27 protein-coding genes are annotated in these 25,767 nt (G+C 62.3%); 16 read left to right on the top strand and 11 right to left on the bottom strand.

Annotated elements, in window-relative coordinates; genetic code table 11:
* Positions 1-90 precede the first annotated feature (90 nt).
* From hflK (V3W39_RS09845) to cfaB, 8 genes are all read left to right on the top strand, one after another.
* Complete coding sequence (hflK, locus tag V3W39_RS09845; protein WP_330212553.1) at positions 91-2,022, top strand: protease modulator HflK; 1,932 nt, start codon at positions 91-93, stop codon at positions 2,020-2,022.
* 9 nt (positions 2,023-2,031) lie between these two features.
* Positions 2,032-3,030, top strand: coding sequence for a protease modulator HflC (gene hflC, locus V3W39_RS09840; protein WP_330212612.1), 999 nt, complete (start codon positions 2,032-2,034; stop codon positions 3,028-3,030).
* A complete protein-coding gene (hflK, locus tag V3W39_RS09835) occupies positions 3,027-4,061 on the top strand; it encodes a protease modulator HflK (RefSeq protein WP_177043631.1) in 1,035 nt (344 codons plus the stop codon). Before hflC ends, hflK (V3W39_RS09835) begins: the two co-directional genes overlap by 4 nt.
* Positions 4,058-5,953 carry a cation-translocating P-type ATPase gene (locus V3W39_RS09830; RefSeq protein WP_177079122.1) on the top strand — a complete coding sequence of 632 codons (1,896 nt, stop codon included), beginning with the start codon at positions 4,058-4,060 and terminating at the stop codon, positions 5,951-5,953. The genes hflK (V3W39_RS09835) and V3W39_RS09830 overlap by 4 nt, the downstream gene beginning before the upstream one ends.
* A gap of 116 nt (positions 5,954-6,069) precedes the next feature.
* The gene (gene bufA2, locus V3W39_RS09825) at positions 6,070-6,321 is read left to right on the top strand and encodes a BufA2 family periplasmic bufferin-type metallophore (RefSeq protein WP_177043633.1); all 252 of its coding nucleotides are present in this window, start codon (positions 6,070-6,072) and stop codon (positions 6,319-6,321) included.
* Between the two features lie 65 nt (positions 6,322-6,386).
* A complete protein-coding gene (gene bufB, locus V3W39_RS09820) occupies positions 6,387-7,232 on the top strand; it encodes an MNIO family bufferin maturase (protein ID WP_177043634.1) in 846 nt (281 codons plus the stop codon).
* On the top strand, positions 7,223-8,008 hold the full coding sequence (locus V3W39_RS09815; RefSeq protein WP_330212552.1) for a DNA-binding domain-containing protein: 786 nt from the start codon (positions 7,223-7,225) through the stop codon (positions 8,006-8,008). Before bufB ends, V3W39_RS09815 begins: the two co-directional genes overlap by 10 nt.
* A gap of 87 nt (positions 8,009-8,095) precedes the next feature.
* Positions 8,096-9,280, top strand: coding sequence for a C17 cyclopropane fatty acid synthase CfaB (cfaB, locus tag V3W39_RS09810; protein WP_330212551.1), 1,185 nt, complete (start codon positions 8,096-8,098; stop codon positions 9,278-9,280).
* Between the two features lie 106 nt (positions 9,281-9,386).
* Here cfaB and cls read toward each other — a convergent pair whose 3' ends face one another.
* The gene (gene cls, locus V3W39_RS09805) at positions 9,387-10,826 is read right to left on the bottom strand and encodes a cardiolipin synthase (RefSeq protein WP_330212550.1); all 1,440 of its coding nucleotides are present in this window, start codon (positions 10,824-10,826) and stop codon (positions 9,387-9,389) included.
* Positions 10,827-10,956: 130 nt separating this feature from the next.
* Between cls and V3W39_RS09800 the strand changes: the two genes are divergently transcribed.
* The gene (locus tag V3W39_RS09800; protein ID WP_010168411.1) at positions 10,957-11,478 is read left to right on the top strand and encodes a DUF3617 domain-containing protein; all 522 of its coding nucleotides are present in this window, start codon (positions 10,957-10,959) and stop codon (positions 11,476-11,478) included.
* Positions 11,479-11,612: 134 nt separating this feature from the next.
* Here the strand turns inward: V3W39_RS09800 and V3W39_RS09795 are convergent, their stop codons facing one another.
* The 7 genes from V3W39_RS09795 to folE2 are packed head-to-tail and all read right to left on the bottom strand — an operon-like array spanning position 11,613 to position 17,255.
* Positions 11,613-12,950 carry a dihydroorotase gene (locus V3W39_RS09795; protein WP_330212549.1) on the bottom strand — a complete coding sequence of 446 codons (1,338 nt, stop codon included), beginning with the start codon at positions 12,948-12,950 and terminating at the stop codon, positions 11,613-11,615.
* A gap of 2 nt (positions 12,951-12,952) precedes the next feature.
* Complete coding sequence (locus V3W39_RS09790; RefSeq protein WP_177043639.1) at positions 12,953-13,513, bottom strand: gamma carbonic anhydrase family protein; 561 nt, start codon at positions 13,511-13,513, stop codon at positions 12,953-12,955.
* Positions 13,510-13,935: a phosphoribosyl-AMP cyclohydrolase gene (hisI, locus tag V3W39_RS09785; RefSeq protein WP_177043640.1), complete on the bottom strand. Its 426-nt coding sequence runs from the start codon at positions 13,933-13,935 to the stop codon at positions 13,510-13,512. Before hisI ends, V3W39_RS09790 begins: the two co-directional genes overlap by 4 nt.
* Positions 13,932-14,816, bottom strand: coding sequence for a metal ABC transporter substrate-binding protein (locus V3W39_RS09780; RefSeq protein WP_177043641.1), 885 nt, complete (start codon positions 14,814-14,816; stop codon positions 13,932-13,934). The genes hisI and V3W39_RS09780 overlap by 4 nt, the downstream gene beginning before the upstream one ends.
* Before the next feature lie 11 nt (positions 14,817-14,827).
* The gene (locus tag V3W39_RS09775) at positions 14,828-15,694 is read right to left on the bottom strand and encodes a metal ABC transporter permease (RefSeq protein WP_063033778.1); all 867 of its coding nucleotides are present in this window, start codon (positions 15,692-15,694) and stop codon (positions 14,828-14,830) included.
* Positions 15,694-16,362, bottom strand: a complete 669-nt coding sequence (locus tag V3W39_RS09770; RefSeq protein ID WP_177112336.1) for a metal ABC transporter ATP-binding protein — start codon at positions 16,360-16,362, stop codon at positions 15,694-15,696. Before V3W39_RS09770 ends, V3W39_RS09775 begins: the two co-directional genes overlap by 1 nt.
* Entirely contained in the window at positions 16,359-17,255 is an 897-nt protein-coding gene (gene folE2, locus V3W39_RS09765) for a GTP cyclohydrolase FolE2 (protein ID WP_177079127.1), read from the bottom strand. Before folE2 ends, V3W39_RS09770 begins: the two co-directional genes overlap by 4 nt.
* A gap of 128 nt (positions 17,256-17,383) precedes the next feature.
* On the opposite strand from folE2, the gene V3W39_RS09760 reads away from it, so the two are divergent.
* Positions 17,384-18,595, top strand: a complete 1,212-nt coding sequence (locus V3W39_RS09760; RefSeq protein WP_177130126.1) for an N-acetylmuramoyl-L-alanine amidase — start codon at positions 17,384-17,386, stop codon at positions 18,593-18,595.
* Here the strand turns inward: V3W39_RS09760 and V3W39_RS09755 are convergent.
* Positions 18,592-18,960 carry a glutamine synthetase gene (locus V3W39_RS09755; protein ID WP_177043645.1) on the bottom strand — a complete coding sequence of 123 codons (369 nt, stop codon included), beginning with the start codon at positions 18,958-18,960 and terminating at the stop codon, positions 18,592-18,594. The genes V3W39_RS09760 and V3W39_RS09755 overlap by 4 nt on opposite strands.
* A 127-nt stretch (positions 18,961-19,087) precedes the next feature.
* Between V3W39_RS09755 and dksA the strand changes: the two genes are divergently transcribed.
* The 4 genes from dksA to V3W39_RS09735 are packed head-to-tail and all read left to right on the top strand — an operon-like array spanning position 19,088 to position 22,377.
* Positions 19,088-19,492: an RNA polymerase-binding protein DksA gene (dksA, locus tag V3W39_RS09750; protein WP_177043646.1), complete on the top strand. Its 405-nt coding sequence runs from the start codon at positions 19,088-19,090 to the stop codon at positions 19,490-19,492.
* Positions 19,493-19,519: 27 nt separating this feature from the next.
* On the top strand, positions 19,520-20,725 hold the full coding sequence (gene zigA, locus V3W39_RS09745; RefSeq protein WP_330212548.1) for a zinc metallochaperone GTPase ZigA: 1,206 nt from the start codon (positions 19,520-19,522) through the stop codon (positions 20,723-20,725).
* Complete coding sequence (locus V3W39_RS09740) at positions 20,725-21,369, top strand: DUF1826 domain-containing protein (protein WP_177043648.1); 645 nt, start codon at positions 20,725-20,727, stop codon at positions 21,367-21,369. Before zigA ends, V3W39_RS09740 begins: the two co-directional genes overlap by 1 nt.
* 45 nt (positions 21,370-21,414) lie before the next feature.
* Positions 21,415-22,377 (top strand): CobW family GTP-binding protein, encoded by a 963-nt coding sequence (locus V3W39_RS09735; protein WP_330212547.1) that lies wholly within the window; start codon positions 21,415-21,417, stop codon positions 22,375-22,377.
* On the opposite strand, the gene V3W39_RS09730 is transcribed toward V3W39_RS09735, so the two are convergent.
* Positions 22,371-22,769, bottom strand: a complete 399-nt coding sequence (locus V3W39_RS09730; RefSeq protein ID WP_017476780.1) for a DUF3301 domain-containing protein — start codon at positions 22,767-22,769, stop codon at positions 22,371-22,373. The two genes, V3W39_RS09735 and V3W39_RS09730, sit on opposite strands and share 7 nt — an antisense overlap.
* 117 nt (positions 22,770-22,886) lie before the next feature.
* Between V3W39_RS09730 and pdxY the strand changes: the two genes are divergently transcribed.
* The gene (gene pdxY / locus V3W39_RS09725) at positions 22,887-23,759 is read left to right on the top strand and encodes a pyridoxal kinase PdxY (protein ID WP_063033787.1); all 873 of its coding nucleotides are present in this window, start codon (positions 22,887-22,889) and stop codon (positions 23,757-23,759) included.
* An 81-nt stretch (positions 23,760-23,840) separates the two neighbouring features.
* Positions 23,841-24,884 (top strand): hypothetical protein, encoded by a 1,044-nt coding sequence (locus V3W39_RS09720; protein WP_330212546.1) that lies wholly within the window; start codon positions 23,841-23,843, stop codon positions 24,882-24,884.
* A 130-nt stretch (positions 24,885-25,014) separates the two neighbouring features.
* On the opposite strand, the gene V3W39_RS09715 is transcribed toward V3W39_RS09720, so the two are convergent.
* Positions 25,015-25,500 carry an acyl-CoA thioesterase gene (locus V3W39_RS09715; RefSeq protein WP_177043651.1) on the bottom strand — a complete coding sequence of 162 codons (486 nt, stop codon included), beginning with the start codon at positions 25,498-25,500 and terminating at the stop codon, positions 25,015-25,017.
* Positions 25,501-25,767 lie beyond the last annotated feature (267 nt).

Genomic DNA, 25,767 nt, shown 5'->3' with positions numbered 1-25,767 from the left:
TAGGGAATTCGTATGTTTTGCAATGACCAAACAAAAATTTCACGCCCCGCGTTATAGGGTAACCAATTGTTTCTTGGTGGGCGTTTGGGGATGCGAGTGGATCTGGACGCTGATGACGTGGCTATTGAAGGGCTGCCGCGTTTTCAGCAAGGGTTGTTTCATGCCCGCCGGTTAAGGCAGGCCGGCATTGGCCTGACGGTGCTGGCGGTTGGCGGCTGGATGCTGGCACTGTTTGTGGCGCTGTTCGCCCCGCTGTCGATCTGGCCGGTGGTGCTGATCAACTGTGCCTCGGCATTGCTGGTGTTGGTGGCCGGACTGCAATCGGCGTGGTGGGTCGCGGACTGGCGGGCCATGGCGCTGGAGGAACCGACGTCGCTGCTGATCGAACCGCCGCTGCCGGCAGAAGACTCCGGTTGGCTCAACCGTCTGTTCGGCCGCGTCGGTAGCGGCTTGCTGACGCAGATTGGCGCGCCGGTGTTCTGGCTGTGCGGCTGGTCGTTGCTGGCGCTGTTCAGCGTCCTGGAATTCTGGAGCCTGACATTGCCCGCCGCAGCGGTGGGCCAGGCTGCCAGCGTGGGCGCGGCTATCGCTCTGGCGCTGGCCTTCGGCCTGCTGGTGTTTGAACGGCGTATGGCCCAGGAAAGCACCGCCCAATGGCCGGAAGCGGCGCAACTGGCGCAATTGAGCCGGGTGGCAATTATTTGCCTGGTGATCAGTGCGATTTGTCTGCTGTTTGCCGGGGAAGAATCCGTGTGGCCGTTGCGCCTGGCGGTGTTGATCGGCCTGTTGCCGGCCCTGGTGGCGCTGGAGTTTCTGCTGCGAGGCCTGCTGTCGCTGTTCAGCCCGCGCCAGGAGCGCCTTGAGCCACGGCTGATGGCGCAGAGTTTTATCGCCGGGATGCTGCGCTGGCCGCCGCAACCGTTGCTCGCCCTGCAGCATGAATTGCACAACCGTTTCGGCATCGACCTGCGGCAGATCTGGGCCTTTACCTACATGCGCCGGGCGTTCCTGCCGGTGCTGGTGGTGGTGCTGGCCGTAGGCTGGATGCTGACCGGCGTGCATGAAGTCGCCCTACAAAGCCGTGGGATTTATGAACGCTTTGGCAAGCCGGTGGAGGTCTTCGGGCCTGGCCTGCATGCCGGTTTGCCGTGGCCGCTGGGCCGGGTGCTGAACGTGGAAAACGGTGTGGTCCATGAACTGGCCACCAGCGTTGGCGAAGCGGCGACCACCGACGTCGCACCCGCCGAAGGCCCGGCGCCGTTGATCGCCAACCGCCTGTGGGACGCCAGCCATGTGAATGACAAATCCCAGGTAATCGCCAGCAGCAGCGGCGACAAGCAGAGCTTCCAGATCGTCAATATGGATGTGCGCTTCGTGTACCGCATCGGCCTGAGCGACCAGGCGGCACTCGCGGCCACCTATAACAGTGCCGATGTGCCCACGCTGATCCGCAGCACCGCCAGCCGTATCCTGGTTCACGAATTTGCCTCGCGAACCCTCGACGAGTTGCTCGGCGAACAACGCAACAGCCTCGCCGACGAAATTGGCCAGGCGGTGCAGGCGGACCTGAAGAAACTCGACAGCGGCGTGGAAATCCTCGCCACCGTGGTGGAAGCCATTCACCCACCTTCCGGTGCGGCCAATGCCTACCACGCGGTGCAAGCGGCGCAGATCGGTGCCCAGGCGCTGATCTCCCGGGAGCGCGGCGCCGCCAGCGAGCAGACCAACCAGGCGTTGCTGCAAGCCAGCACCGCCCGCGACCAGGCCCAGGCCACGGCCCATGAGGTCAGTGCCGGCGCCCAGGCGGCGGACCTGCGTTTCAGCGCCGAACAAAAGGCCTATCAACAAGCTGGCCAGGCCTTCGTGCTGGAGCAGTACCTGAGCCAACTGAGCCTGGGCCTGGCCCACGCCAAATTACTCATTCTTGATCATCGCCTGGGCGCCAGTGGCGCACCGACCATCGATCTGCGTTCCTTTACCTTACCGGCCGACCCTGCGGTGCCGCGTAAAGCCGTTCAATAAGGAGTTCATCTGTTGAGCGCTCATTCTCACGATCACGCAGGCCATGGTCACCACCACGGCCATCATCATCACCATCACGACGATGAACAGGAAGCCGGCCCGTTCCCTTGGCGGCGCATGGGCTGGGCGGTGTTGCTGGTGCTGTTTGCCGTGGCTGCGGCGAGCCTGGTGCAGGTGCGTTCCGGCGAAGCCACGGTGATTACCCGCTTCGGCAACCCGTCGCGGGTGCTGCTGGAGCCGGGCCTGGGCTGGCGCTGGCCGGCGCCGTTTGAAGCGGCGATTCCGGTAGACCTGCGCCTGCGCACCACTTCCAGCGGTTTGCAGGATGTGGGCACCCGCGATGGCCTGCGGATCATCGTGCAGGCCTACGTGGCCTGGCAGGTGCAGGGCGACCCCGACAATGTGCAGCGTTTTATGCGTGCGGTGCAGAACCAGCCGGATGAAGCGGCGCGGCAGATTCGCACCTTCGTCGGTTCGGCGCTGGAAACCACCGCCGCCAGTTTCGACCTGGCCAACCTGGTGAACACCGATGCCAGCCAAGTGCGCATCGCCGATTTTGAAGCGCAGTTGCGCCAGCAGATTGATCAACAATTGCTCACCACCTATGGCGTGCGCGTGGTGCAGGTTGGCGTTGAGCGGCTGACCTTGCCCTCGGTGACACTGGCCGCCACCGTCGACCGCATGCGCGCCGAACGCGAGACCATCGCCACCGAACGCACCGCGGTGGGCAAGCGTGAAGCGGCGCAGATTCGCTCTGCCGCCGAGCGTGATGCGCGGATCGTCCAGGCGGACGCCACGGTGAAAGCCGCTGATATCGAAGCGCAATCCCGGGTGGAAGCCGCACAGATTTATGGCCGTGCCTACGCCGGCAACCCGCAGCTGTATAACCTGCTGCGCTCCCTCGACACCCTCGGCACCGTGGTTACGCCGGGCACCAAAATTATCCTGCGCACCGACGCTGCACCGTTCCGCGCACTGGTGGACGGGCCGAAGGATGTCCAGCCATGAGTGAGCGGGAAAGCCTCGACAGCCCGTGGATCCAGGCTGGACGGCTGACGTTCCTGGCGCTGTATGCGGTGACGGTATTGGCCGCGTTGGCGTGGGCGTTTTCCAACGTACGGCAGATCGACCCGCAGAACCGCGCCGTGGTGCTGCACTTCGGCGCGCTGGACCGGATTCAGAATGCCGGGCTGCTGCTGGCCTGGCCGCGCCCGTTTGAACAAGTGGTGCTGTTGCCTGCAGCGGACCGGGTGATCGAGCGCCGGGTGGAAAACCTGCTGCGTTCCGATGCGGCCACGCAAGCCGACCGCGTGGCCAGTTTTGCTACGCCCCTGAGCGACGCCCTGGCCGGCTCCGGTTACCTGCTGACCGGCGATGCCGGCGTGGTGCAGCTGGATGTGCGGGTCTTCTATAAGGTCACCGAGCCTTACGCTTTTGTGTTGCAGGGCGATCACGTGCTGCCGGCGCTGGATCGGCTGGTCACCCGCAGCGCCGTGGTGCTGACCGCCGCGCGGGATCTGGACACCATCCTGGTGGCGCGCCCCGAGCTGATCGGCGCCGACAACCAGGCGGCCGAACGTCGCGAGCGGCTGCGCGGTGATCTGGTGCGAGGCATCAATCAACGCCTGGCTGACCTTGCGTCCACCGGTCTTGGCCTGGGCATCGAAGTCACCCGGGTCGATGTGCAATCGAGTCTGCCGGGCCCGGCAGTTAACGCTTTTAACGCGGTGCTGACTGCCAGCCAGCAAGCCGACAAGGCCGTGGCCAATGCCCGCACAGACGCGGAAAAACTCACCCAGACCGCCAATCAGGACGCCGACCGCGCCGTGCAGGTGGCCCACGCCCAGGCCAGCGAGCGCCTGTCCAACGCCCGGGCGCAAACCGCCACCGTCGCCAGCCTGGCCCAGGTCAAGGACCCAGGCCTGTTGCTGCGCCTGTACCGCGAACGCCTGCCGAAGATTCTCGGCCAGGCCGGTTCCGTGACCACGGTGGACCCTAAAGACGATTCCCGCCTGATCATTCAGGGAGCCGAACAATGACTGCCCACGCCGCCCCGATGCTCTCATCGGCCGAACAACGCAGCGCCGCGCGGCAACTGACCCTGGCGATGCTCGCCCTGGGCCTGCTCAGCCTGGGCCTGGTATGGCGCTGGCTGGCGCCGGACCAGACCGGCGTCAGCCAATTGCTGCTGGGCGTTGCCTCGTTGCTGGTGGCTGTGCCCGTGATGCGCTCGGCCTGGTACAGCCTGCGTTATCCGAGCCTGCATGGCATCACCGACCAACTGATCGCCCTGGCGATGCTCGGCGCCTGGGCCACCGGTGACCTGCTGACCGCCGCGCTGCTGCCGATCATCATGATCTTCGGCCATGTGCTGGAAGAGCGCAGCGTCATCGGCTCCCAGGAAGCGATTCATGCCCTGGGCAAACTGACCCGCAGCCACGCGCGCCTGGTGCAGGCGGACGGCACGATTCTGGAAGTCGACAACGGCATCCTGAAGACCGGCGATATCGTCGAAGTGCGCGCTGGCGACCGGGTGCCTGCCGACGGCGTGGTGCTGTCGGGCCAGGCCAGCCTCGACACCGCGCCGATCACGGGCGAATCGGTGCCGCTGGAGGCGAGTGTGGGCGTGCAGGTGTTTGGCGGCGCGATCAACCTTGACGGCTTGCTGCGCCTTGAAGTGACCCGCACCGGCAATGAGTCGACCCTGGGCAAAGTCATCGCCCTGATGCAGAGCGCCGAACGCTCCAAGCCGCCGATCACCCGGCTGCTGGAGCGCTACGCCGGCAGCTACATGGTGCTGGTGTTGTTGCTGGCGGCGGTCACCTGGTTTGTCACCAATGACGCCCAGGCGATGCTTGCGGTGCTGGTGGCGGCGTGCCCGTGTGCGCTGGTGTTGTCGGCACCGGCCACGGCGATTGCGGGAATTGCCGTCGCAGCTCGTCATGGGATTCTGATTCGCAGCTCGGCGTTTCTTGAAGAGTTGGCGGACCTGACGTCACTGGTGGTCGACAAGACCGGCACCCTGACGTTTGGCACCCTGCGTTTGCAGTCCATCGACACCCGCGAGCCGGATCGGCAGGTGTTGCTGAATCTGGCGGCCAGCCTCGGCTCGGCCAGCAGCCATCCGGTCAGCCGGGCGTTGGCGGGGTTGGCGACTCAGGAGCAAATGCTGGTGCTGTCGGATATTCGTGAGCGTCAGGGCCTCGGTGTGGTGGCGAAGACGGAGCAGGGCGAAGCGGCTCTTGGCCGGCCGGAATTGTTTGAGCAACTGGGCATCGCGACCACGGCAGTTCCCACTCATGATGGCCCGATTGCCGGGTTGGCGTTGAACGGACAATTCCTCGCCTGGTTGCTGCTGGCGGACAGCGTGAAACCTGAAGCCCGCCAAGCGATGAAGGAGCTGCGTGAATTGGGTCTCGGTCGCCAACTGCTGCTGACCGGCGACCGCCAAAGCGTGGCCGACAGCCTGGCACTGGAAGTGGGCATCAGCGACGTCGAGGCCCAGGCCCTGCCGGAAGACAAACTCAACCGCGTATTGGGCGAAATCGGCAGCGGCTTCCGGCCCATGGTGGTGGGTGACGGGATCAACGATTCCCTGGCGCTCAAGGCCGGTGTGGTCGGCGTGGCAATGGGCGCGGGCGGGGCGGATATCGCCCTGGCGTCGGCAGACGTGGTGCTGATCGGCAGCGACCTGCGGCGCCTGGGCACGTGTGTGCGCTTGAGTCGCCAATGCCGGCACACATTGCAGGTCAACGTGATCATCGGCCTGGGCTGGACGCTGGCCATCGTGGTGTTCGCCGCATTCGGCTGGCTGGGCGCGGCGGGCGCCATGATTGCGGCGGTGTTGCACAACCTCAGCACGCTGCTGGTGCTGGGGAATGCGGGGCGTTTGTTGCGCTTTCAGGAGCCGCTGTTGAAGCTCGACGAATAAATTTTAAAATTTTTTCAGCCTCGCTGTAACGCCATGGGGGGACCTCACTCTAGTGCTATGTCGAGACTGAACAATCCGTTCAGACCGACTCCACAATCGATCATGAGGAATACACAATGAACATCAAATCCGCTGCTGCTGGTGCCGCCCTCGCTTTCGCTGCTGCCGGCATGTTTGCTGGTGTTGCTACCCAGGTGCAGGCAGCAGACGCGCCGATCCATTGCTATGGCGTCAACGCCTGCAAAGGCCAGAACGACTGCAAGACCAAAGACCACGCTTGCAAAGGCATGGGTTCTTGCAAAGGCCAGGGCTTCTTGTCGATGAGCAAAGCCATGTGCGACCAGAAAGGCGGCAAAGTCGGCGAGTAACCGACCACCGAGTGCCACCGCAGCGGGGCCCCCGCCGCTGCGGACACTTTCCCCAGGAGTGTTTTATGTCCGCCTCCCTTCCGAGCCTGGGTTACGGCCTGGGTTTACGCAGCGAGTACTACCAGCAGATCCTTGAACAATCGCCGGCGGTGGATTGGTTCGAAGTGATCTCCGAGAATTATCTGGTCCAGGGCGGCAAGGCCTTGTACTACCTGGATGCGATAGCCGAGCGTTATCCCCTGGTGATGCATGGTGTGTCCCTGTCCATCGGCGGGCCCCATGCCCTCGATATCGATTACCTGAAACAACTCAAGCAGCTCGCCGAGCGCATCCAGCCGGCGTGGATTTCCGATCACCTGTGCTGGAGCCGTGGCAACGCGCACCAGCTGCATGACCTGCTGCCACTGCCTTATACCGAAGAAAGCCTGTACCACGTTGCCGGTCGCGTACGGCAAGTGCAGGACGTGTTGCAGCGTCCTTTCGTGCTGGAAAACGTCTCCAGCTACGTGCGCTCCAAGGCGGACGAGTTTACCGAGTGGGAGTTTCTCAACGCCCTGACCCATCTCACCGGCTGTCAGCTGTTGCTGGACGTGAATAACGTCTACGTCAGCTCACGCAATCACGGGTTCGACGCCTGGGAATTTATCCGCAACCTGCCGCCCGAAAGCATCCGCCAACTGCACCTGGCCGGGCACATGGATTACGGCGACTACGTGATCGACACCCATGACCACCCGGTTTGCGATCCGGTGTGGGCGCTGTATCAGCAGACGCTGGAACACCTTGGGCCGGTCTCCACCTTGCTGGAGCGCGATGACCATTTCCCGCCGTTCCAGGAGCTGCTCGACGAACTGGCCAAAGCTCGCGAACTGGGCGCCAGCGCATTGGACAGGAGGGCGTTATGCGCCTGATCGACTGGCAATTGGCGTTCGAGCAGCATTTGCTGGCGCCGACGTTCACGGCCGACAAAGGCTTCAGCGCCACCTTGATCGGTGGCCCGACCCTGGATGTCGAGACGGGCCTGGCGATTTACCACAACGCCTATCACGCGCGGCTGCTGGAAGTACTGCGGGATGACTTCAGCGCCGTGTGGTACTGGCTGGGGGACGATGAGTTTGCGCAGATGGGTTCGGCCTATACCCGCCGTTATCCCTCGGCTCATTACAGCCTGCGCTGGTTTGGCGAGCGTTTCCCGGGGTTTATCCTCGAGCATTTTCCCGAGCAGGGCGCACCGCTGGCCGAGCTGGCACGGCTGGAATGGGCATTCACCCTGGCCTTTGACGCGCCGCAAGGCGAGCCGCTGACCGTGCAAGACATGGCAACACTGCCGCCGGAAGACTGGCCAGGGTTGCAGGTCCAGTTGGCGCCCTCGGTGCAGCAGGTGCTGTGTGATTTCAACAGCCTGGGCATCTGGCGCGCCAGCAAGGGCGAATGGGACTTCCCTGGCAGCGAGGCCTTGCCATTGGCGCAGGTGTGCCTGGTGTGGCGCCACCAGAATGTCTGCCAATACCGCAGCCTGGAGTCGGCTGAAGCCAGCGCGCTGGCGGGCATGGCCACCACCGGCTGGAATTTTTCCGAACTGTGTACCGAGCTGGCAGTCACTTATCAGGAGGGCGCGCCATTGCAGGCGGTTACCTGGCTGAAACAGTGGATCCAGGACGGCTTGCTCCAGCGGCGGGCACCATAGAAAAGGGCTATCGTTTCGATAGCCTGCTAATTTTTCCGTGGATGGTCTACCCTCATTTCAGACGTCTGAAACAAGGGGGGACTACTCATGCTCGCGCAACTTCCACCGGCCTTACAGAATCTCAAGCTACCGCTGCGTCTTCGACTCTGGGACGGCCATGAATTCAACCTGGGCCCGGATCCCAGTGTCACCATTGTGGTCAAGGACCCCATGATGGTTTCAACGCTTAGCCATCCGACGCTCAATTCACTGGGCGAAGCCTTCGTAGAGGGCAAACTGGAGCTGGAAGGCTCCATTTCCGAAGTGATCAGGGTGGTTGACGAGTTGAGTCATGCCCTGGTGGATGACGACGAGGACACTCGTCCGGTGCGCTCGATCCACGACAAGGCAACTGACGCAGCCGCTATTTCCTACCATTACGACCTGTCCAACGAGTTCTACCAGCTCTGGCTGGACCGCGACATGGCCTATTCCTGCGGGTATTTCGAGACCGGCAGCGAATCCCTCGACCAGGCCCAACAAGACAAATTTCGCCACCTGTGCCGCAAATTGCGGCTGCAGCCGGGGGAGTATTTGCTCGACGTGGGCTGCGGTTGGGGCGGGCTGGCGCGGTATGCCGCGCGGGAATTCGGGGTCAAGGTGTTCGGCATCACCCTGAGCAAGGAACAGCTTGAGCTGGCTCAAGAGCGAGTGAAAGCCGAAGGCCTGGAAGACCAGGTCGAACTGACACTGCTGGACTACCGCGATTTGCCCCAGGATGGCCGCTTCGACAAGGTGGTGAGCGTGGGCATGTTTGAACATGTGGGCCACGCCAACCTGGCGGAGTACTGCAAGATTCTAAACGGCTCGGTGCGTGAGGGCGGCCTGGTGATGAACCACGGCATTACCGCCAAGCATACCGATGGCCGGCCGGTGGGCCGTGGCGCCGGGGACTTTATCGAGCGTTATGTGTTTCCCAATGGCGAGTTGCCGCACCTGGCGATGATGACCGCCGAGATCAGCGAAGTGGGGCTGGAAGTGGTCGACGTCGAAAGCCTGCGCCTGCATTACGCGCGCACGCTGGATCACTGGAGCGAGCGCCTGGAAGACAACCTGGAGGCGGCGGGCAAGATGGTGCCGGAGCAGGCCTTGCGCATCTGGCGGCTGTACCTGGCTGGCTGTGCCTATGCGTTTGCCCGGGGCTGGATCAACCTGCATCAGATTCTGGCGGTGAAACCCCATGCCGATGGTAGCCATGAGCTGCCGTGGACACGGGATGACTTGTACCAGTAAACCTCTGTGCCTGTAGGAGCGAGCTTGCTCGCGAAAAACCGGAGGGCGCCGCGTTTATCCAGAATAAACGCGTCATCGTTAACGTTTTTCGCGAGCAAGCTCGCTCCTACAGGATTGGAGAGATAAGCCGTGCGACCCGCATGCCAAGCTGTTGCAGGCGGTGGGTCTGGCGGTTTTCTTCCTGGCTGATTTCATGGGCCAGGGCGAAATCGTCCAGCAGCATGCGCTCCACCTGGCTGGCGAAGGTGTCATCCACCGTCAGCAACATCACTTCGAAATTCAGCCGGAACGAACGGTTATCCAGGTTCGCACTGCCGATGGCGCTGATTTCGCTGTCTACCAACACCACTTTCTGATGCAGGAACCCGGGCGTGTAGCGGAAGACCCGAACCCCGGCGCGCACCGCTTCGATCGCATACAGGCTGGAAGCGGCATAGACGATGCGGTGATCGGGCCGCGACGGCAGCAACAGGCGCACATCGACGCCGCGCAACACCGCCAGCCTCAGGGCAGAAAACACCGCCTCATCGGGAATGAAATACGGGCTGGTGATCCACACCCGCTCGGTCGCCGCGTGAATCGCCTCGACGAAAAACAGCGAACAGGTTTCATAAGGATCCGCCGGCCCGCTGGCCAGCAATTGGCAGAGCACGCCGTCATCCGGGTAGGTATCCGGCAGCAGCAGCGGCGGCAACTCCCGCGCAGCCCAGAACCAATCCTCGGCAAACGACTCCTGCAAGCACGCCACCACCGGGCCGCTGACCTGCACATGGGTGTCACGCCACGGCGCCAGGGGCGGTTTCTTGCCCAGGTATTCATCGCCGACGTTATGCCCGCCGACAAACCCGGTGATGCCATCGACCACCACGATCTTGCGGTGGTTGCGGAAGTTGACCTGGAAGCGGTTTAGCCAGCCACTGCGGGTGGCGAAGGCCTTGACCTGCACCCCGGCGTCCCGCAGCGACTGCACATAACGATGGGGCAGGGCGTGGCTGCCGATGCGGTCGTACAGCACGAAAATCGACACGCCTTGGGCGGCTTTTTCCTTGAGCAAGGTGTGCAGTTGGCGGCCGAGTTCGTCGTCATGAATGATGAAAAACTGGAACAGTACGGCGGTCTTTGCCGACCGGATCGCCTCGAAAATCGCGCCGAACGTGGCCTCGCCATTGATCAACAAGCGCACCTGATTGTTCGCCAGGCACGGCATGCGCCCCAGCTTGGGCATGGCCCGCAGCGAGGCGTAGGCCTGGGAGTTGCGCGCGGCCAGCGCTTCTTCGACCCACGGGCGCCAGTTCAGCTCGGTGATCGCCTTGTGCATTTCCTGGTTGGCCTGGCGTCGCGCCTGAATGTAGGCGTCGAAGGTGCTGCGGCCGAAGATCAGGTAGGGAATCAGCGTCAGGTAAGGAATGAACATCAGCGACAAGGCCCAGGCAATCGAGCCTTGGGCGGTCCTGACGGTCAGCACCGCGTGGATGGCGGCAAGGGTGCCCAGAAAATGCAGCGTGGCAATGAAATAGGCGAGCAGGTGCGGGCCAAAGAAATCCATGGACAACGGTACTCCTGACAAACAAGTGCCTAACAGACCATGTTCGGCCCCGAATGTCGCTATTTTATTTGCTGTGCAACACTGGCGTTTTTGCGGCGTCTAACGCCGACAATTACCCAGGAGTTACCCGATGAATGCTCGTCTGCTTGGTTTGGCCATGGTTGTTGGTTTAACGCTGCCCGTGGCGGCGCAAGCGCAGATGCTGGCGCCGGGTTTGTGGGAATTGACCACCAGCAACATGAAGGTCGATAACCAGGACCTGCCGGACTTGTCGTTGATCCTCGGTCAGCTCAAGCAACAGATGACCCCGGAACAGCGCGCCATGCTCGAGAAACAAGGCATCACCATGGCCGGCAAAGGCGTGCAGGTGTGCCTGACACAAGCCCAGGTGGCGTCCGACTCCATCCCGCTGACCGACCCCCAATCGGGCTGCAAGCAGGAAGTGACGGACAAGACCGGCAACCAGTGGAAATTCCGCTTCAGCTGCCCGAAAGCCCAGGGCACTGGCGTGGCAACCTTCCAGAGCCAGCAGGAATTCACCACCACGGTTAACGGCACCTTCAACGCCACCGGCGTGCAGCAGAAGGGCAGCCTGGACACCCACGCGCAGTGGCTGGGCAGCAACTGCGGCACCGTCAAACCCCGCGCTTAAGAACCACCGCACCCAAGTGTGGGAGCTGGCTTGCCTGCGATTGCATCACCTCGGTCTCACTGAAAAACCGAGTCGCTCGCATCGCAGGCAAGCCAGCTCCCACAGTTGATTGGATTGTCAGTTCCGGACTCTCTTCAGCGCTGAAAATGCAGCGGCAAACCCTGGCAGCTGTCGTGCACGCGCCCGTCGTGCCAGGCCACGTGGCCGGAGACCAGCGTGGTGCTGACGCTGTGCCGGAAGCTGCGTTCGGCAAAGGGCGTCCAGCCGCAGCGCGCCAGGATCGGCTGGCCACTGACGGGCTTGCCGTGGGGCTCGGGCTGGATCAGCACCAGGTCGGCCCAATAACCTTCCCGCAGATAGCCTCGATCAGGGATTGCAAACAAGTCCGCGACGCGATGGCTGGTTTTTGCCACCAGCGTGGTCAGCGGCAGCAGCCCGTCGGCCACCAATTCCAGCAGCGCCGGCAGGGCGTGTTGCACCAGCGGCAAGCCTGACGGCGCTTCGCGGTACGGCAGCTGTTTTTGCGCCCAGGTGTGGGGCGCATGATCACTGCCGATCACATCCAGACGATCACTCAACAACGCCAGGCGCAGGGCGTTGCGGTCGGCGCGTGTCTTGATCGCCGGGTTGCATTTGATCTGGTGGCCCAGGCGCGTGTAGTCGCGGTCATCGAACAACAAGTGATGCAGGCAGACTTCCGCCGTGATGCGTTTTTCCGCCAGGGGCTTGTCTTCGAACAGCGCCAGCTCGCGTGCGCTGGTGATGTGCAGCACATGGAGGCGCGTGCCATGCCGCTTGGCCAGCTCCACCGCCAAAGACGATGAGCGATAGCACGCCTCGGCGTCGCGAATCAGCGGATGAGCCACGGTCGGTATGTGCTCGCCGAAGCGCTCACGCATCCGCTGTTCATTGGCCTGGATGCTGGGTGTGTGCTCGCAGTGGGCCAGGAGAATAGTCGGCACCTCGGCGAACAGACGTTCGAGAATCTTCGGATCATCCACCAGCATATTGCCGGTGGAGGCACCCATGAATACTTTGACGCCGGCGACTTCCCGCGGGTCCAGGGCGGCCACGGTGTCGAGGTTGTCGTTGCTCACCCCGAAGTGAAAACCATAGTTGGCCACCGAATGCAGCGCCGCGCGGCGCTTCTTGTCAGCCAGGGCTTCCAGGTTCAGGGTCGCCGGACTGGTGTTGGGCATGTCCATGAAACTGGTGATGCCACCGGCCACCGCCGCGCGTGACTCGCTGTAGAAACTGCCTTTGTCCGGCGCTCCGGGTTCACGGAAGTGCACCTGGTCGTCGATCATCCCCGGCAGCAGCCACTGGCCTTGGGCATCGATTTCCACCGCGGCATTGGCGTTGTCGATGCTGCTGGCGATCTTCTCGATACGGCCATTGGCGACCAGCAGGTCGGCCTCGAATGTCTGGCCTTCGTTTACCAGGCGGGCGTTGCGGATCAGCAGGCGGCTCATGGTCAGAACTCGTTTTGCAGGGCTTTGTAACCCAGTACCAGGTCGACATTGGTGCGCGCCACGTCTTCGGAAAACTCCGAAGCGCTGACACTCACCGGCGGGAATTGGGACAAGTCGGTGTTGGGGCCGATGCGGGTGGTGGAGGGCACGTAGAACGCATCGGGCAAGTCGCGGCCGTCGACTACGGAGTTGTGGCGCACCACGCAGCCGTCGCCGACGACGCAGTTGAACAGCACGCTGTTGAAGCCGATGAATACCCGGTTACCGACGGTGCAGGGGCCGTGGACGATGGAGCGGTGAGCGATGGAGGTGAACTCGCCAATGGTCACGGCGGCGCCGGATTTTGAGTGGATGACTACGCCGTCCTGGATATTCGAATTGGCGCCGATGGTGATCGGGTCCATGTCGCCGTTGGCGTCGACTTCGTCGGCGCGGATCACCGCGTAAGGGCCGACAAATACGTTTTCGCCGATGATCACCTTGCCGCAGATGATCGCGGTTTTGTCGACGTAGGCCGATTCGGCAATCACGGGCAGATCGCCGGAAGGGTTTTTGCGGATCATGGGTCTGGCTCCTTGAGGGGCGCGGTGATGATGTGTACGTGGCCGCCTTCGATGGCGTTGTAGAAACAGGTGGGCCGGCCCGTGTGACAGGCCGGTCCTTGCTGGTCGACGATCAGCAACACGGCGTCGCCGTCGCAATCCAGGCGCGCCTCCACCAGCTGTTGCCAGTGGCCGGAGCTTTCGCCCTTGCGCCACAGTTGCTGGCGCGAGCGGGACCAGTAGCAGACCTGCCCGGTGGCCAGGGTTTCGTCGAGGGCCCGGCGGTTCATCCAGGCCAGCATCAACACTTCGCCGCTGCCGTGTTGCTGGGCGATGGCGGCAATCAGGCCATCACTGTTCCACGGCAGGGCGTCGAGCACGCGGTCGAGTGGAAAGCGGCTGCCGACGGCAGCCCCTTCCAGGTCGAGCATGCTCAGGGTCATGGCTTGCTCAAGGCCGCGCACAGAGTGTTGAGGTTGTATTCGAACAGGCCGGTAAAGGTGCTTGCCGGGCCTTCTGCGGCCAGGGCGTCCGAGTACAGCGTGCCGCCGATTTGCGCGCCGCTTTCGTCAGCGATCTGCTTGAGCAGGCGCGAGTCCTTGATGTTTTCCATGAACACGGCTTTGACCTTGTCCTTGCGGATCTGGGTGATCAGCGTGGCGACTTCGGCGGCAGACGGTTCACGCTCGGTGGACAGGCCTTGAGGCGACAGGAACTCGATACCGTAGGCCTGGCCCAGGTAACCGAAGGCGTCATGGGAGGTCACGATGCGGCGGTTGCCCGGTGGCAGTGCGCCGAACTTGGCCTTGGCTTCAGCCAGCAGGCGGTAGATTTCTTTCAGGTACACCTGGCTGTTGTGCTCGTAGTCTGCCTTGTTGGCCGGGTCGGCAGCGATCAGCGCCTTGGTGATGTTGTTCACGTAGATAACCGTGTTGGCCAGGTTGTGCCAGGCGTGCGGGTCGGGGATGGTCTCGCCGTCCTCTTCCATGGTGTGGGACAACACGCCTTTACTGGCGGTGACCACAGTCGCCTTGGTCTCGGTGCTGGTGACCAGTCGATCCAGCCACGGCTCGAAGCCCAGACCATTTTTGATGATCACCCGGGCCTTGAGCAGCGCCTTGGCGTCGTCCGGCGTTGGTTCGTAGGTATGGGCGTCGGCGTCGGGGCCGACCATGTTGCTGATCTGGATATGATCGCCACCGACCTGGTGGGTCATGTCGTCAAGAATACTGAAGCTGGTAACCACCTGAAGCTTGTCGGCAGCCTGGGCCGTCGCGAACGACAGCGGCAGCAACACACTGAACAGCACGAGTAGAGCGCGCATCGGGAAACACCTCATTGGGATGTAAGCAAAGGCGGGCGGCGCAGCAAGCCGTGCACCGGACCGAAGACCACGGACAGCAGGTACAAGCCGCCAGCCACCAGCACAATGGCCGGGCCGCTGGGCAGCGAGTAGTAGAACGACAGCAACAAGCCAAGCCACACCGACAGGCATCCCAGCACCGCGGATATGGCGATCAACACCGGCAGGCGCCGGCTCCAGAAGCGTGAAGCAATCGCCGGCAACATCATCAAGCCGACCACCATCAGGGCGCCGATGGCCTGGAAGCCGATCACCAGGTTCAGCACCACCAGGGTCAAAAACAGGCCGTGGGCCAGCGGGCCCAGGCGGCTGACGGTTTGCAGGAACAGCGGGTCGAGGGTGTCCAGCAGTAGTGGCTTGTAGATCACCACCATGGCGATCAGGCTGAATCCCGAGACCCAGAGCATGCCGGTGAGGGTCGGCCCGTCGACCGCCAGGGCCGAGCCGAACAGCAGGTGCAGCAGGTCGAGGCGCTTGCCGGCGAGGCCGAGGATCAACACGCCGCTGGCCAGGGAAATCGGGTAGATGGCGGCGAGGCTGGCGTCTTCCTTAAGGCCCGTGCGACGGGTGATCCAGGCGGCGAGGCCGGCCATGCTCAGGCCGGCGCCCAGGCCGCCGATGGTCAGCGCGGGCAGGCTCAGGCCGGCAAACCAGAAGCCCAGGGCGGCGCCGGGCAGGATGCCGTGAGACACCGCGTCACCGATCAGGCTCATGCGCCGCAGGATCAGGAACACTCCCAGCGGCGCCGTGCTGCATGCCAATACCAATCCGCCGACGAGGGCGCGGCGCATGAAAACGAAGTCGAGAAACGGCATCCACAGGTGGGCGGCAAAGTGCATCAGGCCACCTGCATCTGAGGCTGTGGGCGGATCAGTTCTTTGCTTGAACCGAATACGCAGCCACTGCTTTTGATCTGCACCACTTGCTGGGTGTGTTGGCGCACGGAGCCGAGGTCATGGCACACCACGACCACCGTGCGGCCTTCGTCGTGCCAGGCGTGAATGTGTTTCCAGCACAGGGCCTGGCCGTCTTCGTCGAGGGCGGCGTGGGGTTCGTCCAGCAGCAATATCGGCGACTCGGCCAGGCTCATGCGAGCGAGCAGGGCGCGTTGCAGTTCGCCACCCGACAACGCCATCAACGGCCGATGCTCCAGGCCGCTGAGGCACCAGTCTTCGAGCACGGCACTCAGGCGTTTGGTGCGTTGTTCAGGGGGTTGCTTGCTGCCCCAGAAGCCGGCCGCCACCAACTCTTCGAGGCTTATAGGAAACTGGCGATCGAGGTTCTGTTGCTGGGGCAAAAACGACAGCCCACCACGGCGTGGAACATCAATCGTCACTTTCCCGGCCAGGGGCTTCTGCAGGCCGGCGATGACTTTCAGCAAGCTGCTTTTGCCGGTGCCATTGGCGCCGATGATGCCAGTGAGGCTGCCTTTTTCCAGGGTGAAATCTATAGCCGGGGTGAGAGGTTGGCCGGGAGCGCCCCAGCGCAAGGCGGTGCAGGTGATCATTCGGAAGGTCTCGTCCAGCGGCTTTCAGCTACGGCATCGTGCGCGTGCAGGCTTTCGGCGTGGATCACTTTCAAGTGGAAGGCAATGACCGCATCCGAGCGTTTCAAGGCGAGGTTAAGGCGGCGGGCGGCGTCTTCGCAGAACATCAGGTTCTGCCCGTTGGCCAGGGCGAAGGCTTGTTCGTCCGCACGCTTTACGGCGGTTTGTACGGCAGTGCCGAGGGCGGCTTCGGTTTCGTCGATCAATTGCGTCAGCGGCAGTGTGGGCTGATCGCCTTGAAGACGGACCTGCAACAGCGCGCTGCTGCGCTGGCTGTGGGGCGTGGCGACGATGCCGTTGGCGCTGCCCAGCCAGGTCAGTACGTCTTCGTGTTGCAGCGGTGTGTTACCGAAGTCTTCGATAAATTGCTGCTGAATCAATTGCCTGGCGAGGGCAGCCGAGCAAGGGCAGGTTGAAGAGTAAGTAACGTCAATTTTTAGTTCCACGTGGAACATCTGGTTTTCCAGACGCGCCTCGATGCTCACTGGATAGCTTTTCCAGCCGGCTAACGGGCTGACCAACGCGGGACGTTTCAGCAGCAAGTCTGCATGAATCCGCAGGTAGGCATTTGTGGATAAACCTTCATGACTGTCGAGAAAACGTTGCAATACACTGCGCAGCAGTGCTGGCGAAAGCGGCTGCTGTTCAAGCATTTCCAGCGCCAGGTAAAGCCGCGACATATGAATGCCACGGGCCTCGCCATCGTCCAGGCTGACGCCCGCATCAGCCTTGGCGCTGAGGCGCTGGCCGTCGATCTGAATGGGCAGGGCAATGCCGCACATGCCTACCCAATCCAGCGGCAAGGCTTGGCGTGAAGCCTGCGCGGCGATATCGGGCAGAGTCAGCGCGTTCATGAGCAGGTCCATCGTTGGAAATAAAAAGACATGTTATATTATAACCATTGAGTCGACGAAATTTTTTCTGCTCTGTCTTTTATTCAGTCATGTCGAGTACGGAAGCTCCTTTATTTGCGGTGTAAGTCATGCACAGACGTCAACTCCTCAACCTGCTGCTGGCCAGCGCGGTGTTCACCTTGCCCTTTGGCGTGTCTGCCGCGCAGATCCGCAATGCACGGCTGTGGCGCTCGGATAACAAGCTGCGGCTGGTGCTGGATCTCAGCGGCCCGGTGCAATACAAGACCTTTACCCTGACCGCGCCGGAGCGGTTGATCATCGATTTGAGCGGCGCGAAGCTGACCGGTGATTTCAGCCAGCTGGCCCTGACCAACAGCGGCATCACCTCGATTCGCTCGGGGCACTTTGGCCAGGGTGATACGCGGATCGTGCTGGATTTGAAGGCGCCGATGCAGCTCAATAGCTTTCTGCTGCCACCGCAGGATGGCCAGGGCCACCGCCTGGTGCTGGACCTGACCAGCGCCACCCATGCCCCTCAGCAAATCGCGGCAGCGCCTGCACCCTTGGCGGCGCCGGTGGACAAGGCCCATCCGAAACGCGACATCATCGTGGTGGTCGATCCAGGCCATGGCGGCAAGGATCCGGGTGCCATCGGTTCGAAGGGCCAGCGGGAAAAAGATGTGGTGCTGTCCATCGCCCAACTGCTGGCCAAGCGTCTGAAGCGCGAGAAGGGCTTCGATGTGAAGCTGGTGCGCAACGACGACTTCTTCGTGCCGCTGCGTAAACGCGTGGATATCGCCCGCCAGCACAAGGCCGACATGTTTATCTCGGTGCACGCCGATGCGGCGCCGCGGCTTACGGCGTCTGGCGCCTCTGTCTATGCGTTGTCCGAAGGTGGTGCGACGTCCGCCACCGCGCGGTTCATGGCACAACGGGAAAACGGCGCCGACCTGTTGGGCGCCACCACCTTGCTCAATCTCAAGGACAAGGACCCGATGCTCGCCGGGGTGATTCTCGACATGTCGATGAACGCTACCATCGCCTCCAGCCTGCAACTGGGCAGCTCGGTGCTGGGCAGCCTGCAAAGCATCACCACGCTGCATCAAAAGCGTGTGGAACAGGCCGGCTTTGCAGTACTGAAGTCGCCGGACGTGCCGTCGATCCTGGTGGAAACCGGGTTTATCTCCAACACCCAGGACGCCCAGCGGCTGGTCACCGCGCGCCATCAACAGGCGGTGGCAGACGGTTTATTTGACGGGTTGAAAAACTACTTCCAGAAGAACCCGCCGATGAACAGCTACATGGCCTGGGTTCAGGAACAGAAAAACGGCCAGGTCTAACAGCCGGTAATCCGGCTGCAGGTGAACTTGGCGCTGGCACCACCGGAACTGGAAAACCGGTTGATGGTGGTCCAGCCCACTCGCCGCGTGTAGCCCACCCACGCCTCACCGTCGGACGCCAACCCGGTAAAGAACGTCAGTTGCCCGTAGCGGCTGCTGGTCTGTGCCCAATAGCGTTTGCCGATCACCTCGAACCCCCGCAAATACGTAGTGCTGCCCACTGTCGCGACGCTGTAGGCATTGCCCTGCGCGTCGACGCACGCCAGCAGGTTGGCGCTGCGCGTGCAGTTGGCCAGCAGGCTTGGCACCTGGGCGCCGGCCTGGCCCGTCACCATCAGCAACACACCGCACAACAGGTATTTCATAGAGGCTCTCGGGGCGTTAATCGGCTGCCAGCATTGCGCCCTTCGTCACTCTGAGCAAGGGGGATTGGCTTATTTGCATTGTTATACTATAACATTAAAAAACAGCCTGACCCGTGAACCGCCTCCGATGACCGAACAAGACCTTCTCGCCCAACCGTCCGCCGATTATATGAATGAAGCCCAGCAGGGTTTCTTCCGCGAGCTGTTGCTGGCCCAGCGCAATGAGCTGCAAGTGCGCATCGACGCTGAATTCATGGTGCTGCGCGAACAGGAACCCAACAGCGACCCCGCCGATGTCGGCAGCGCCGAAGAACAGCGCCAATGGCAACTGCGCCTGCTGGAGCGCGAAAAAAAGCTGTTGGACAAGATCGACGAAGCCCTGGAGCACCTGGCCCGCGGCGAGTACGGCTGGTGCCGTGAAACCGGCGAGCCCATTGGCCTCAAGCGTCTGTTGCTGCGCCCCACGGCCACCCTGTGTATCGAAGCCAAAGAACGTGAAGAGCTGCGCGAACGCCATCAACGGGCGATTTGACCGGCCAACCCTGATGAGGAACACCTGATGCCCAATCGTCTCCCCGTTACTGTGCTGTCCGGATTTCTCGGCGCCGGTAAAAGCACGCTGCTCAACTACGTCCTGCGCAACCGCGAAAACCTGCGGGTGGCGGTGATCGTCAACGACATGAGCGAAATCAACATCGATGGCAGTGAGGTCCAGCGCGACGTCACCCTCAACCGCTCCGAAGAAAAACTGGTGGAGATGAGCAACGGCTGCATCTGCTGCACCTTGCGCGAAGACTTGCTGGAAGAAGTCGCAAAGCTCGCCAAGGAAGGCCGGTTCGATTACCTGTTGATTGAATCCACGGGCATTTCCGAACCGCTGCCGGTGGCCGAGACCTTCACCTTTCGCGATGAAGAAGGCCAGAGCCTGGCGGATATCGCCCGGCTCGACACCATGGTCACCGTGGTCGACGGCATGAACTTCCTGCTCGACTACCAGGCCGCTGAAAGCCTGGCGTCCCGGGGCGAAACCCTGGGCGAAGAAGACGAGCGCTCGATCACCGACCTGTTGATCGAGCAGATCGAATTCGCCGACGTAATCCTGATCAGCAAGATCGACCTGATCAGCAGCAGCGAGCGCCAGGAGTTGATGGCGATCCTGGAACGCCTGAACGCCCAGGCGGAAATCATCCCGATGGTCATGGGCGAAGTGCCGCTGGCGAAGATCCTCAACACTGGCCGCTTCGACTTCGAGCGCGCTTCCCAGGCGCCCGGTTGGTTGCAGGAGCTGCGGGGCGAACATGTGCCGGAAACCGAGGAATACGGTATCGCCTCCACCGCCTATCGCGCCCGTCGCCCGTTCCATCCACAGCGGTTCTTCGACTTTATCGATCGGCCTTGGGTGAATGGAAAACTGCTGCGCTCCAAGGGTTTTTTCTGGCTGGCCAGCAAACACCAGGACGCTGGCAGCTGGTCCCAGGCCGGCGGCTTGATGCGCCATGGCTTTGCCGGGCGCTGGTGGCGTTTCGTGCCGAAAACCCAGTGGCCGCAGGATGAGGAGGGTGTGGCCGCGATCATGGGCAACTGGCAGCCGAGCACCGGCGATTGCCGGCAAGAGCTGGTGTTTATCGGGCAGAACATCGACTTCGCGCAGATGACTGCCGAGTTGGACGCTTGCCTGCTGACCGACGATGAAATGGCCACAGGTGTCGAAGGCTGGCGCTTGTTGGCTGATCCCTTTGGCCCTTGGTTCGAAGAGGCAGCCTGATGCTGGCACCGACTCTGAAACTGCGCCCGGTGATTCGCCAGATCCACGGCGAAACCCCGGCTGTGCTCACCGATATCCTTGAAGACGGCGTAAACCTTGCCGTGTGGCAGCGCCAGTTGCCGCTGCACATCGCCGAGTTCGGCGCGTTGCTGGTGGCGCTCAATGAACCATTGGCCGAGTCGCTGGTGGTGGAGCTGAACACTGAAGACGCCGAACCCAACTTGCAGGACTTCGCCTCGGGTTGCCGCGACCTTGAAGGCTATGAAGGCTTTATCGCCGACGTGTCGTGGCTGGTCAGCGCCTTTGCCTGTTTGCTGGGTGCCAAGCGCATCGGCGTGCGTTTGCGGCTATTGGACAAGGCCATGTGCCCGCGCTTTCACGTGGACCATGTGCCGGTGCGGCTGATCACCACCTATGCCGGCATCGGCAGCCAGTGGCTGCGCGAAGGTGTGATGGAGCGGCGGCACCTCAGCCAGGCAAGTGCGGAGCCGCAAGAGCGCATCGAGCAAATCAACTGTGGCGAAGTGGCCTTGCTCAAGGGCGAAAAATGGCACGGTAACGAAGGCTTTGGCCTCATCCACCGCTCGCCGCCGCTGCAAGCCGATCAACGACGGTTGATTCTGACGCTGGATTGGTTGGCGTAACCGGGTAGGATCAAAGCTCTCTACACGGTCTGAATGATGCCCTCCATGCTGCAGAATATTCCCACCCACGTGATTGCCGGGCCTCTGGGCGCCGGCAAGACCAGCCTGATCAAGCACCTGCTGGCCCAGCGCCCGGCCAACGAGCGGTGGGCGGTGTTGATCAATGAGTTCGGGCAGATTGGCCTGGATGCAGCGCTGCTGACCCGTGATGACGACGGTATTGCCCTCGGTGAAGTGGCGGGCGGCTGCCTGTGTTGCGTCAATGGGGCGCCGTTCCAGGTAGGACTGGGCCGTCTGCTGCGTAAGGCCAAGCCCGACCGGCTGTTTATCGAGCCGTCCGGCTTGGGGCATCCGGCGCAATTGCTCAAGCAACTGCGGGAAGCGCCCTGGCAGCAGGTGCTGGCGGTGCAGCCGTGCGTGCTGGTGTTGGACGCCCAGGCGTTGGCGGCGGGCAAGCCGTTGCCAGGGGCTCAGCTTGAAGCGTTGGCCAGCGCCGGGCTGCTGGTATTGAACAAGCATGAAACCCTGAGTGACGCGCAGCGCGTAGCGATTGAAGAACAGCTACCCGAGCGGCCGATCTACTGGACACAGCAGGCTCAGTTGCCCTTGGCGCAGTTACCGGGTTTGAACGCCCAAGCCAGGGTGGCTGTGGATAACGTCGAGGTGCCCAAAGGTGTAGCGCAAATGCCGGCCATCTGGACGGATCCGACATCGCCGATCTGCCTCAGTCAGGGCCAGGAAGACGGCTGGAGCATTGGCTGGCGCTGGCATCCGAGCCAACAATTCGACCGGCGGCGCCTGCAGCAATGGCTGGAGCCGTTGGCGTGGCGGCGGGCAAAACTGGTTATCCACAGCCTGGACGGCTGGGTATCGGCCAACGCTGTGGATAACGCCGCCTTGGCCTGGCAGCCCAGCGAATGGCGGCGGGATTCGCGTATCGAATTGATCTTCAGCGAGGCGCAGGATGTTGCGCAATTGCAGCGTGCCTTGGCCGATTGCCGTCAGTGACGGGTCTTGCTGCTCCCGTGCTCCTGGCGCCACTGGCTTAGCTCGATGATTTCGGCGCTGGGCAGCGGGGTCTTGATCTCGAACGGGTAGGGCGCCAGCTCGATTTGCGCGCTGTGGGCGCCGAACTGGGTGATGGTCCCCGGGTGCCGCGTTTCGCCGGTCACGGTGAATTCAAAGTTGTAGATCCGCGCCAGGCGCCGCCGACCGCTGGCATCCTTCACAAACCCGATGCGCTTCAATGCCACGGCGCCATCGAGCAGCTCGATATCGAGCTTGGCGCAATGCTGCTTGACCCTTTCCAGCGCCCGCTCGCGCAGGCCGTGGTTGTGCCACAGCCAGGCGGCACCGGTCGCCAGCAGCATCAGCACGAAGATATTTCCGAGGGTCAGCATTCGATGAACTCCAACAAAGTAGGGCCAGCTTAACTGCGTCTCCGGTCTGTCGTACAGGCCGCGTTTAGTCGCATACTGCGCAGCCAGAATTTCAACGGCTTTACGGAAATCCCCTGCATGAAACGTACGCCCCATCTGCTTGCGATCCAGTCTCATGTGGTCTTTGGCCACGCCGGAAACAGCGCCGCCGTGTTCCCCATGCAACGGGTCGGGGTGAACGTGTGGCCGCTCAATACCGTGCAGTTCTCCAACCACACTCAGTATGGCCAGTGGGCGGGAGAAGTGTTGGCGCCGCAGCAAATTCCGGCGTTGGTGGAAGGCATCGCGGCGATCGGCGAGCTGGGCAACTGTGATGCGGTGCTGTCGGGCTACCTGGGCAGCGCGGCCCAGGGCCGGGCGATTCTTACCGGCGTGGCGCGGATCAAGGCGATCAACCCCAAGGCCCTGTACCTGTGCGACCCGGTGATGGGCCATCCGGAAAAAGGCTGCATCGTGCCCCAGGAGGTCAGTGACTTCCTGCTGGACGAAGCAGCAGCCATGGCTGACTTCCTGTGCCCCAACCAGCTGGAGCTGGACAGCTTTGCCGGGCGCAAGCCGCAGTCGCTGTTCGATTGCCTGGGCATGGCCCGTGCCTTGTTGGCCCGTGGGCCGAAAGCGGTGTTGGTCAAACACCTGGATTACCCCGGAAAACTGCCGGACGGCTTCGAGATGTTGCTGGTGACGGCCGAAGGCAGCTGGCACCTGCGCCGGCCACTGCTGGCGTTCCCGCGCCAGCCCGTGGGCGTGGGTGACCTGACGTCGGGCCTGTTCCTGGCGCGGGTATTGTTGGGCGACAGCCTGGTGGCGGCCTTTGAGTTCACGGCCGCGGCGGTGCACGAAGTGCTGCTGGAAACCCAGGCGTGCGCCAGCTACGAGTTGGAACTGGTGCGTGCACAGGATCGGATTGCCCATCCGCGGGTACGCTTTGAGGCGACGCCAATCGGGCTGTAGGAATATTCCTGATTGAGCGAGGCAAAGGACGTCCGGTACCATCGGCCGTCTTTTTGCCCTCTGCGTTCATCAAGGAAGATCATGTCGCTATCCCTGCTTCATTCGCCACGGGCATTGGCTGCCCTGGTTCTGGCATCTCTGCTCAGCGGATGCAGTATCCACGGCGCCTACACAGATGCCAGCGCGCCCGACGCGGCGAAGCTACGGTTCATCTCCAACACGTCGAACACCACCCTCGATATCTACGACGCACAACACTGCACGGGCCAGAACACGGGCATGCTCAACAACTTCCTGGTGGTGGACACCAAGCGCCGGGCCGATATGCTCGTGCCGCCGCCGGCCAAGGCCCGGGGCATGCTGGAGGTCAAGCTGGCGCCCGGCAAGGAAACCATGCTGGCGATCAACACCAACGGTGGTAGCTACATCTGCGGCAAGACCTTCAGCTTCACGCCCAAGGCGGGCGAGGAATATGAAGTGACCTTCGATATGGCGGGCGGCCGTTGCAGTACGCTGTTCCAGCGTCTGACCCAATTTAACGGCAAAGACGTGCGCATCCCGCAGCCGGTGTTTGATACGGGTTTCCCGGTGTGCCAGGGGCAAAGTCCGATATTCGCCAAACCGTTGCCCGATACGGCGCAGCGGACGGTGCTGATCGATCGGATCCTCGCGGAGAACGCGCAGGCGATCACAACCCTGGACCCGCCCAAGGCCGACAGTTCGATGTTTTCGCCGGAAAAAATCGACGCGCTGATTGCCAAGCGAAAGGCATCGATGGGCACGGTCACCTTGCCGGAGGAATACTGGACCCAGTACCGGCAGAACCTGAAGCTGTTTCATGACGAAGCTGCCGGGCGCCAGGCGCGGGCACTGGGCATGTTTACCGATGTGTACCGCCTGCGCTTGCGCAGTACCAACGACATCATGTTGCAGCAGTGGCTGCAGCCCACGGACAACGCTGTACGCCAGATGATTACTGCGAGTGACGAGTACATGCTGCGGTACTACATGAACACCAACAAGAGCGTGGCGCTGGACATCCTTAATCACCACATTGAGCGCATGGCCCAGTTGGACCAGCGCTTTGATGTGTGTGCGCGATTTGACGATTGCTGGCACTACTGATAACACCGCAGAACCCATGTGGGAGCGGGCTTGCCCGCGATGGGATCAACTGGGCTTGCCTGAAGCACCGAGGTGTCTGCATCGCAGGCAAGCCAGCTCCTACAGTTTGATTGGGTTTCCAGCTTAGGACTTACGGCGCGTCTGCCTTGATTTCCTGATACCGCTTCTCCAGCTCCTGGCGAATCTGCCGGCGCTGTTGAGCCTGCACAAACCGGCGCTTGTCTTCGCTGTTCTGCGGTTGCAGCGGCGGCACGGCGGCCGGTTTGCGCTGGTCATCCACCGCAACCATGGTGAAGAAGCAGCTATTGGTATGGCGCACCGAACGCTCGCGGATGTTCTCGGTGACCACCTTGATCCCCACTTCCATCGACGTGTTGCCGGTGTAGTTGACCGAGGCCAGGAAGGTCACCAGCTCGCCGACATGGATCGGCTCGCGAAAAATCACCTGGTCCACCGACAACGTCACCACATAGCGTCCGGCATAACGGCTGGCGCAGGCGTAGGCCACTTCGTCGAGGTACTTGAGCAGCGTGCCGCCGTGCACATTGCCTGAGAAGTTGGCCATGTCAGGGGTCATCAATACTGTCATCGACAGCTGGGTGTTTCCGGGTTCCATAGCACACTCACGGGTTGTAGGCATTGGGTGGGGAGGCACCTCTGCGGGTGCTGGAATCTTTGCAGAGCCATTCATAACGGGACGCTGGCCCTCGGCTTGCCGTCACGCCAGTGGCGATCTGTTTCCATATATTGCACCGGCTTTCTGTCGCAAGTCGCGGTGTTACCCTTCAAAAGCCCGCCTCAAGGGCAATTCTTACGATCAAGGCAGACTTTTCTTTCCGTTCATTGCGACCTTTCGGGGCGAATGCGTGGAAATGGGAAAAGC

This window comes from Pseudomonas sp. Z18(2022), from assembly GCF_036346535.1.
Taxonomy (GTDB): Bacteria; Pseudomonadota; Gammaproteobacteria; order Pseudomonadales; family Pseudomonadaceae; genus Aquipseudomonas; species Aquipseudomonas yamanorum_A.
Note: the sequence above shows the minus strand (reverse complement) of the source record. Positions and strands in the feature narration are given on the sequence as shown.

Coding starts and splice junctions, on each gene's coding strand:
- folE2 (WP_177079127.1), bottom strand. CDS start 17,255: ATGAACGCGCTGACTCTGCCCGATATCGCCGCGCAGGCTTCACGCCAA.
- bufB (WP_177043634.1), top strand. CDS start 6,387: ATGTCCGCCTCCCTTCCGAGCCTGGGTTACGGCCTGGGTTTACGCAGC.
- dksA (WP_177043646.1), top strand. CDS start 19,088: ATGACCGAACAAGACCTTCTCGCCCAACCGTCCGCCGATTATATGAAT.
- V3W39_RS09795 (WP_330212549.1), bottom strand. CDS start 12,950: ATGAGCCGCCTGCTGATCCGCAACGCCCGCCTGGTAAACGAAGGCCAG.
- V3W39_RS09780 (WP_177043641.1), bottom strand. CDS start 14,816: ATGCGCGCTCTACTCGTGCTGTTCAGTGTGTTGCTGCCGCTGTCGTTC.
- V3W39_RS09775 (WP_063033778.1), bottom strand. CDS start 15,694: ATGCACTTTGCCGCCCACCTGTGGATGCCGTTTCTCGACTTCGTTTTC.
- V3W39_RS09720 (WP_330212546.1), top strand. CDS start 23,841: ATGTCGCTATCCCTGCTTCATTCGCCACGGGCATTGGCTGCCCTGGTT.
- V3W39_RS09735 (WP_330212547.1), top strand. CDS start 21,415: ATGCTGCAGAATATTCCCACCCACGTGATTGCCGGGCCTCTGGGCGCC.
- cls (WP_330212550.1), bottom strand. CDS start 10,826: ATGGATTTCTTTGGCCCGCACCTGCTCGCCTATTTCATTGCCACGCTG.
- V3W39_RS09740 (WP_177043648.1), top strand. CDS start 20,725: ATGCTGGCACCGACTCTGAAACTGCGCCCGGTGATTCGCCAGATCCAC.
- V3W39_RS09760 (WP_177130126.1), top strand. CDS start 17,384: ATGCACAGACGTCAACTCCTCAACCTGCTGCTGGCCAGCGCGGTGTTC.
- V3W39_RS09815 (WP_330212552.1), top strand. CDS start 7,223: ATGCGCCTGATCGACTGGCAATTGGCGTTCGAGCAGCATTTGCTGGCG.
- V3W39_RS09800 (WP_010168411.1), top strand. CDS start 10,957: ATGAATGCTCGTCTGCTTGGTTTGGCCATGGTTGTTGGTTTAACGCTG.
- V3W39_RS09755 (WP_177043645.1), bottom strand. CDS start 18,960: ATGAAATACCTGTTGTGCGGTGTGTTGCTGATGGTGACGGGCCAGGCC.
- V3W39_RS09715 (WP_177043651.1), bottom strand. CDS start 25,500: ATGGAACCCGGAAACACCCAGCTGTCGATGACAGTATTGATGACCCCT.
- hisI (WP_177043640.1), bottom strand. CDS start 13,935: ATGACCCTGAGCATGCTCGACCTGGAAGGGGCTGCCGTCGGCAGCCGC.
- zigA (WP_330212548.1), top strand. CDS start 19,520: ATGCCCAATCGTCTCCCCGTTACTGTGCTGTCCGGATTTCTCGGCGCC.
- V3W39_RS09790 (WP_177043639.1), bottom strand. CDS start 13,513: ATGATCCGCAAAAACCCTTCCGGCGATCTGCCCGTGATTGCCGAATCG.
- V3W39_RS09730 (WP_017476780.1), bottom strand. CDS start 22,769: ATGCTGACCCTCGGAAATATCTTCGTGCTGATGCTGCTGGCGACCGGT.
- pdxY (WP_063033787.1), top strand. CDS start 22,887: ATGAAACGTACGCCCCATCTGCTTGCGATCCAGTCTCATGTGGTCTTT.
- cfaB (WP_330212551.1), top strand. CDS start 8,096: ATGCTCGCGCAACTTCCACCGGCCTTACAGAATCTCAAGCTACCGCTG.
- V3W39_RS09770 (WP_177112336.1), bottom strand. CDS start 16,362: ATGATCACCTGCACCGCCTTGCGCTGGGGCGCTCCCGGCCAACCTCTC.
- hflK (WP_177043631.1), top strand. CDS start 3,027: ATGAGTGAGCGGGAAAGCCTCGACAGCCCGTGGATCCAGGCTGGACGG.
- hflK (WP_330212553.1), top strand. CDS start 91: ATGCGAGTGGATCTGGACGCTGATGACGTGGCTATTGAAGGGCTGCCG.
- V3W39_RS09830 (WP_177079122.1), top strand. CDS start 4,058: ATGACTGCCCACGCCGCCCCGATGCTCTCATCGGCCGAACAACGCAGC.
- bufA2 (WP_177043633.1), top strand. CDS start 6,070: ATGAACATCAAATCCGCTGCTGCTGGTGCCGCCCTCGCTTTCGCTGCT.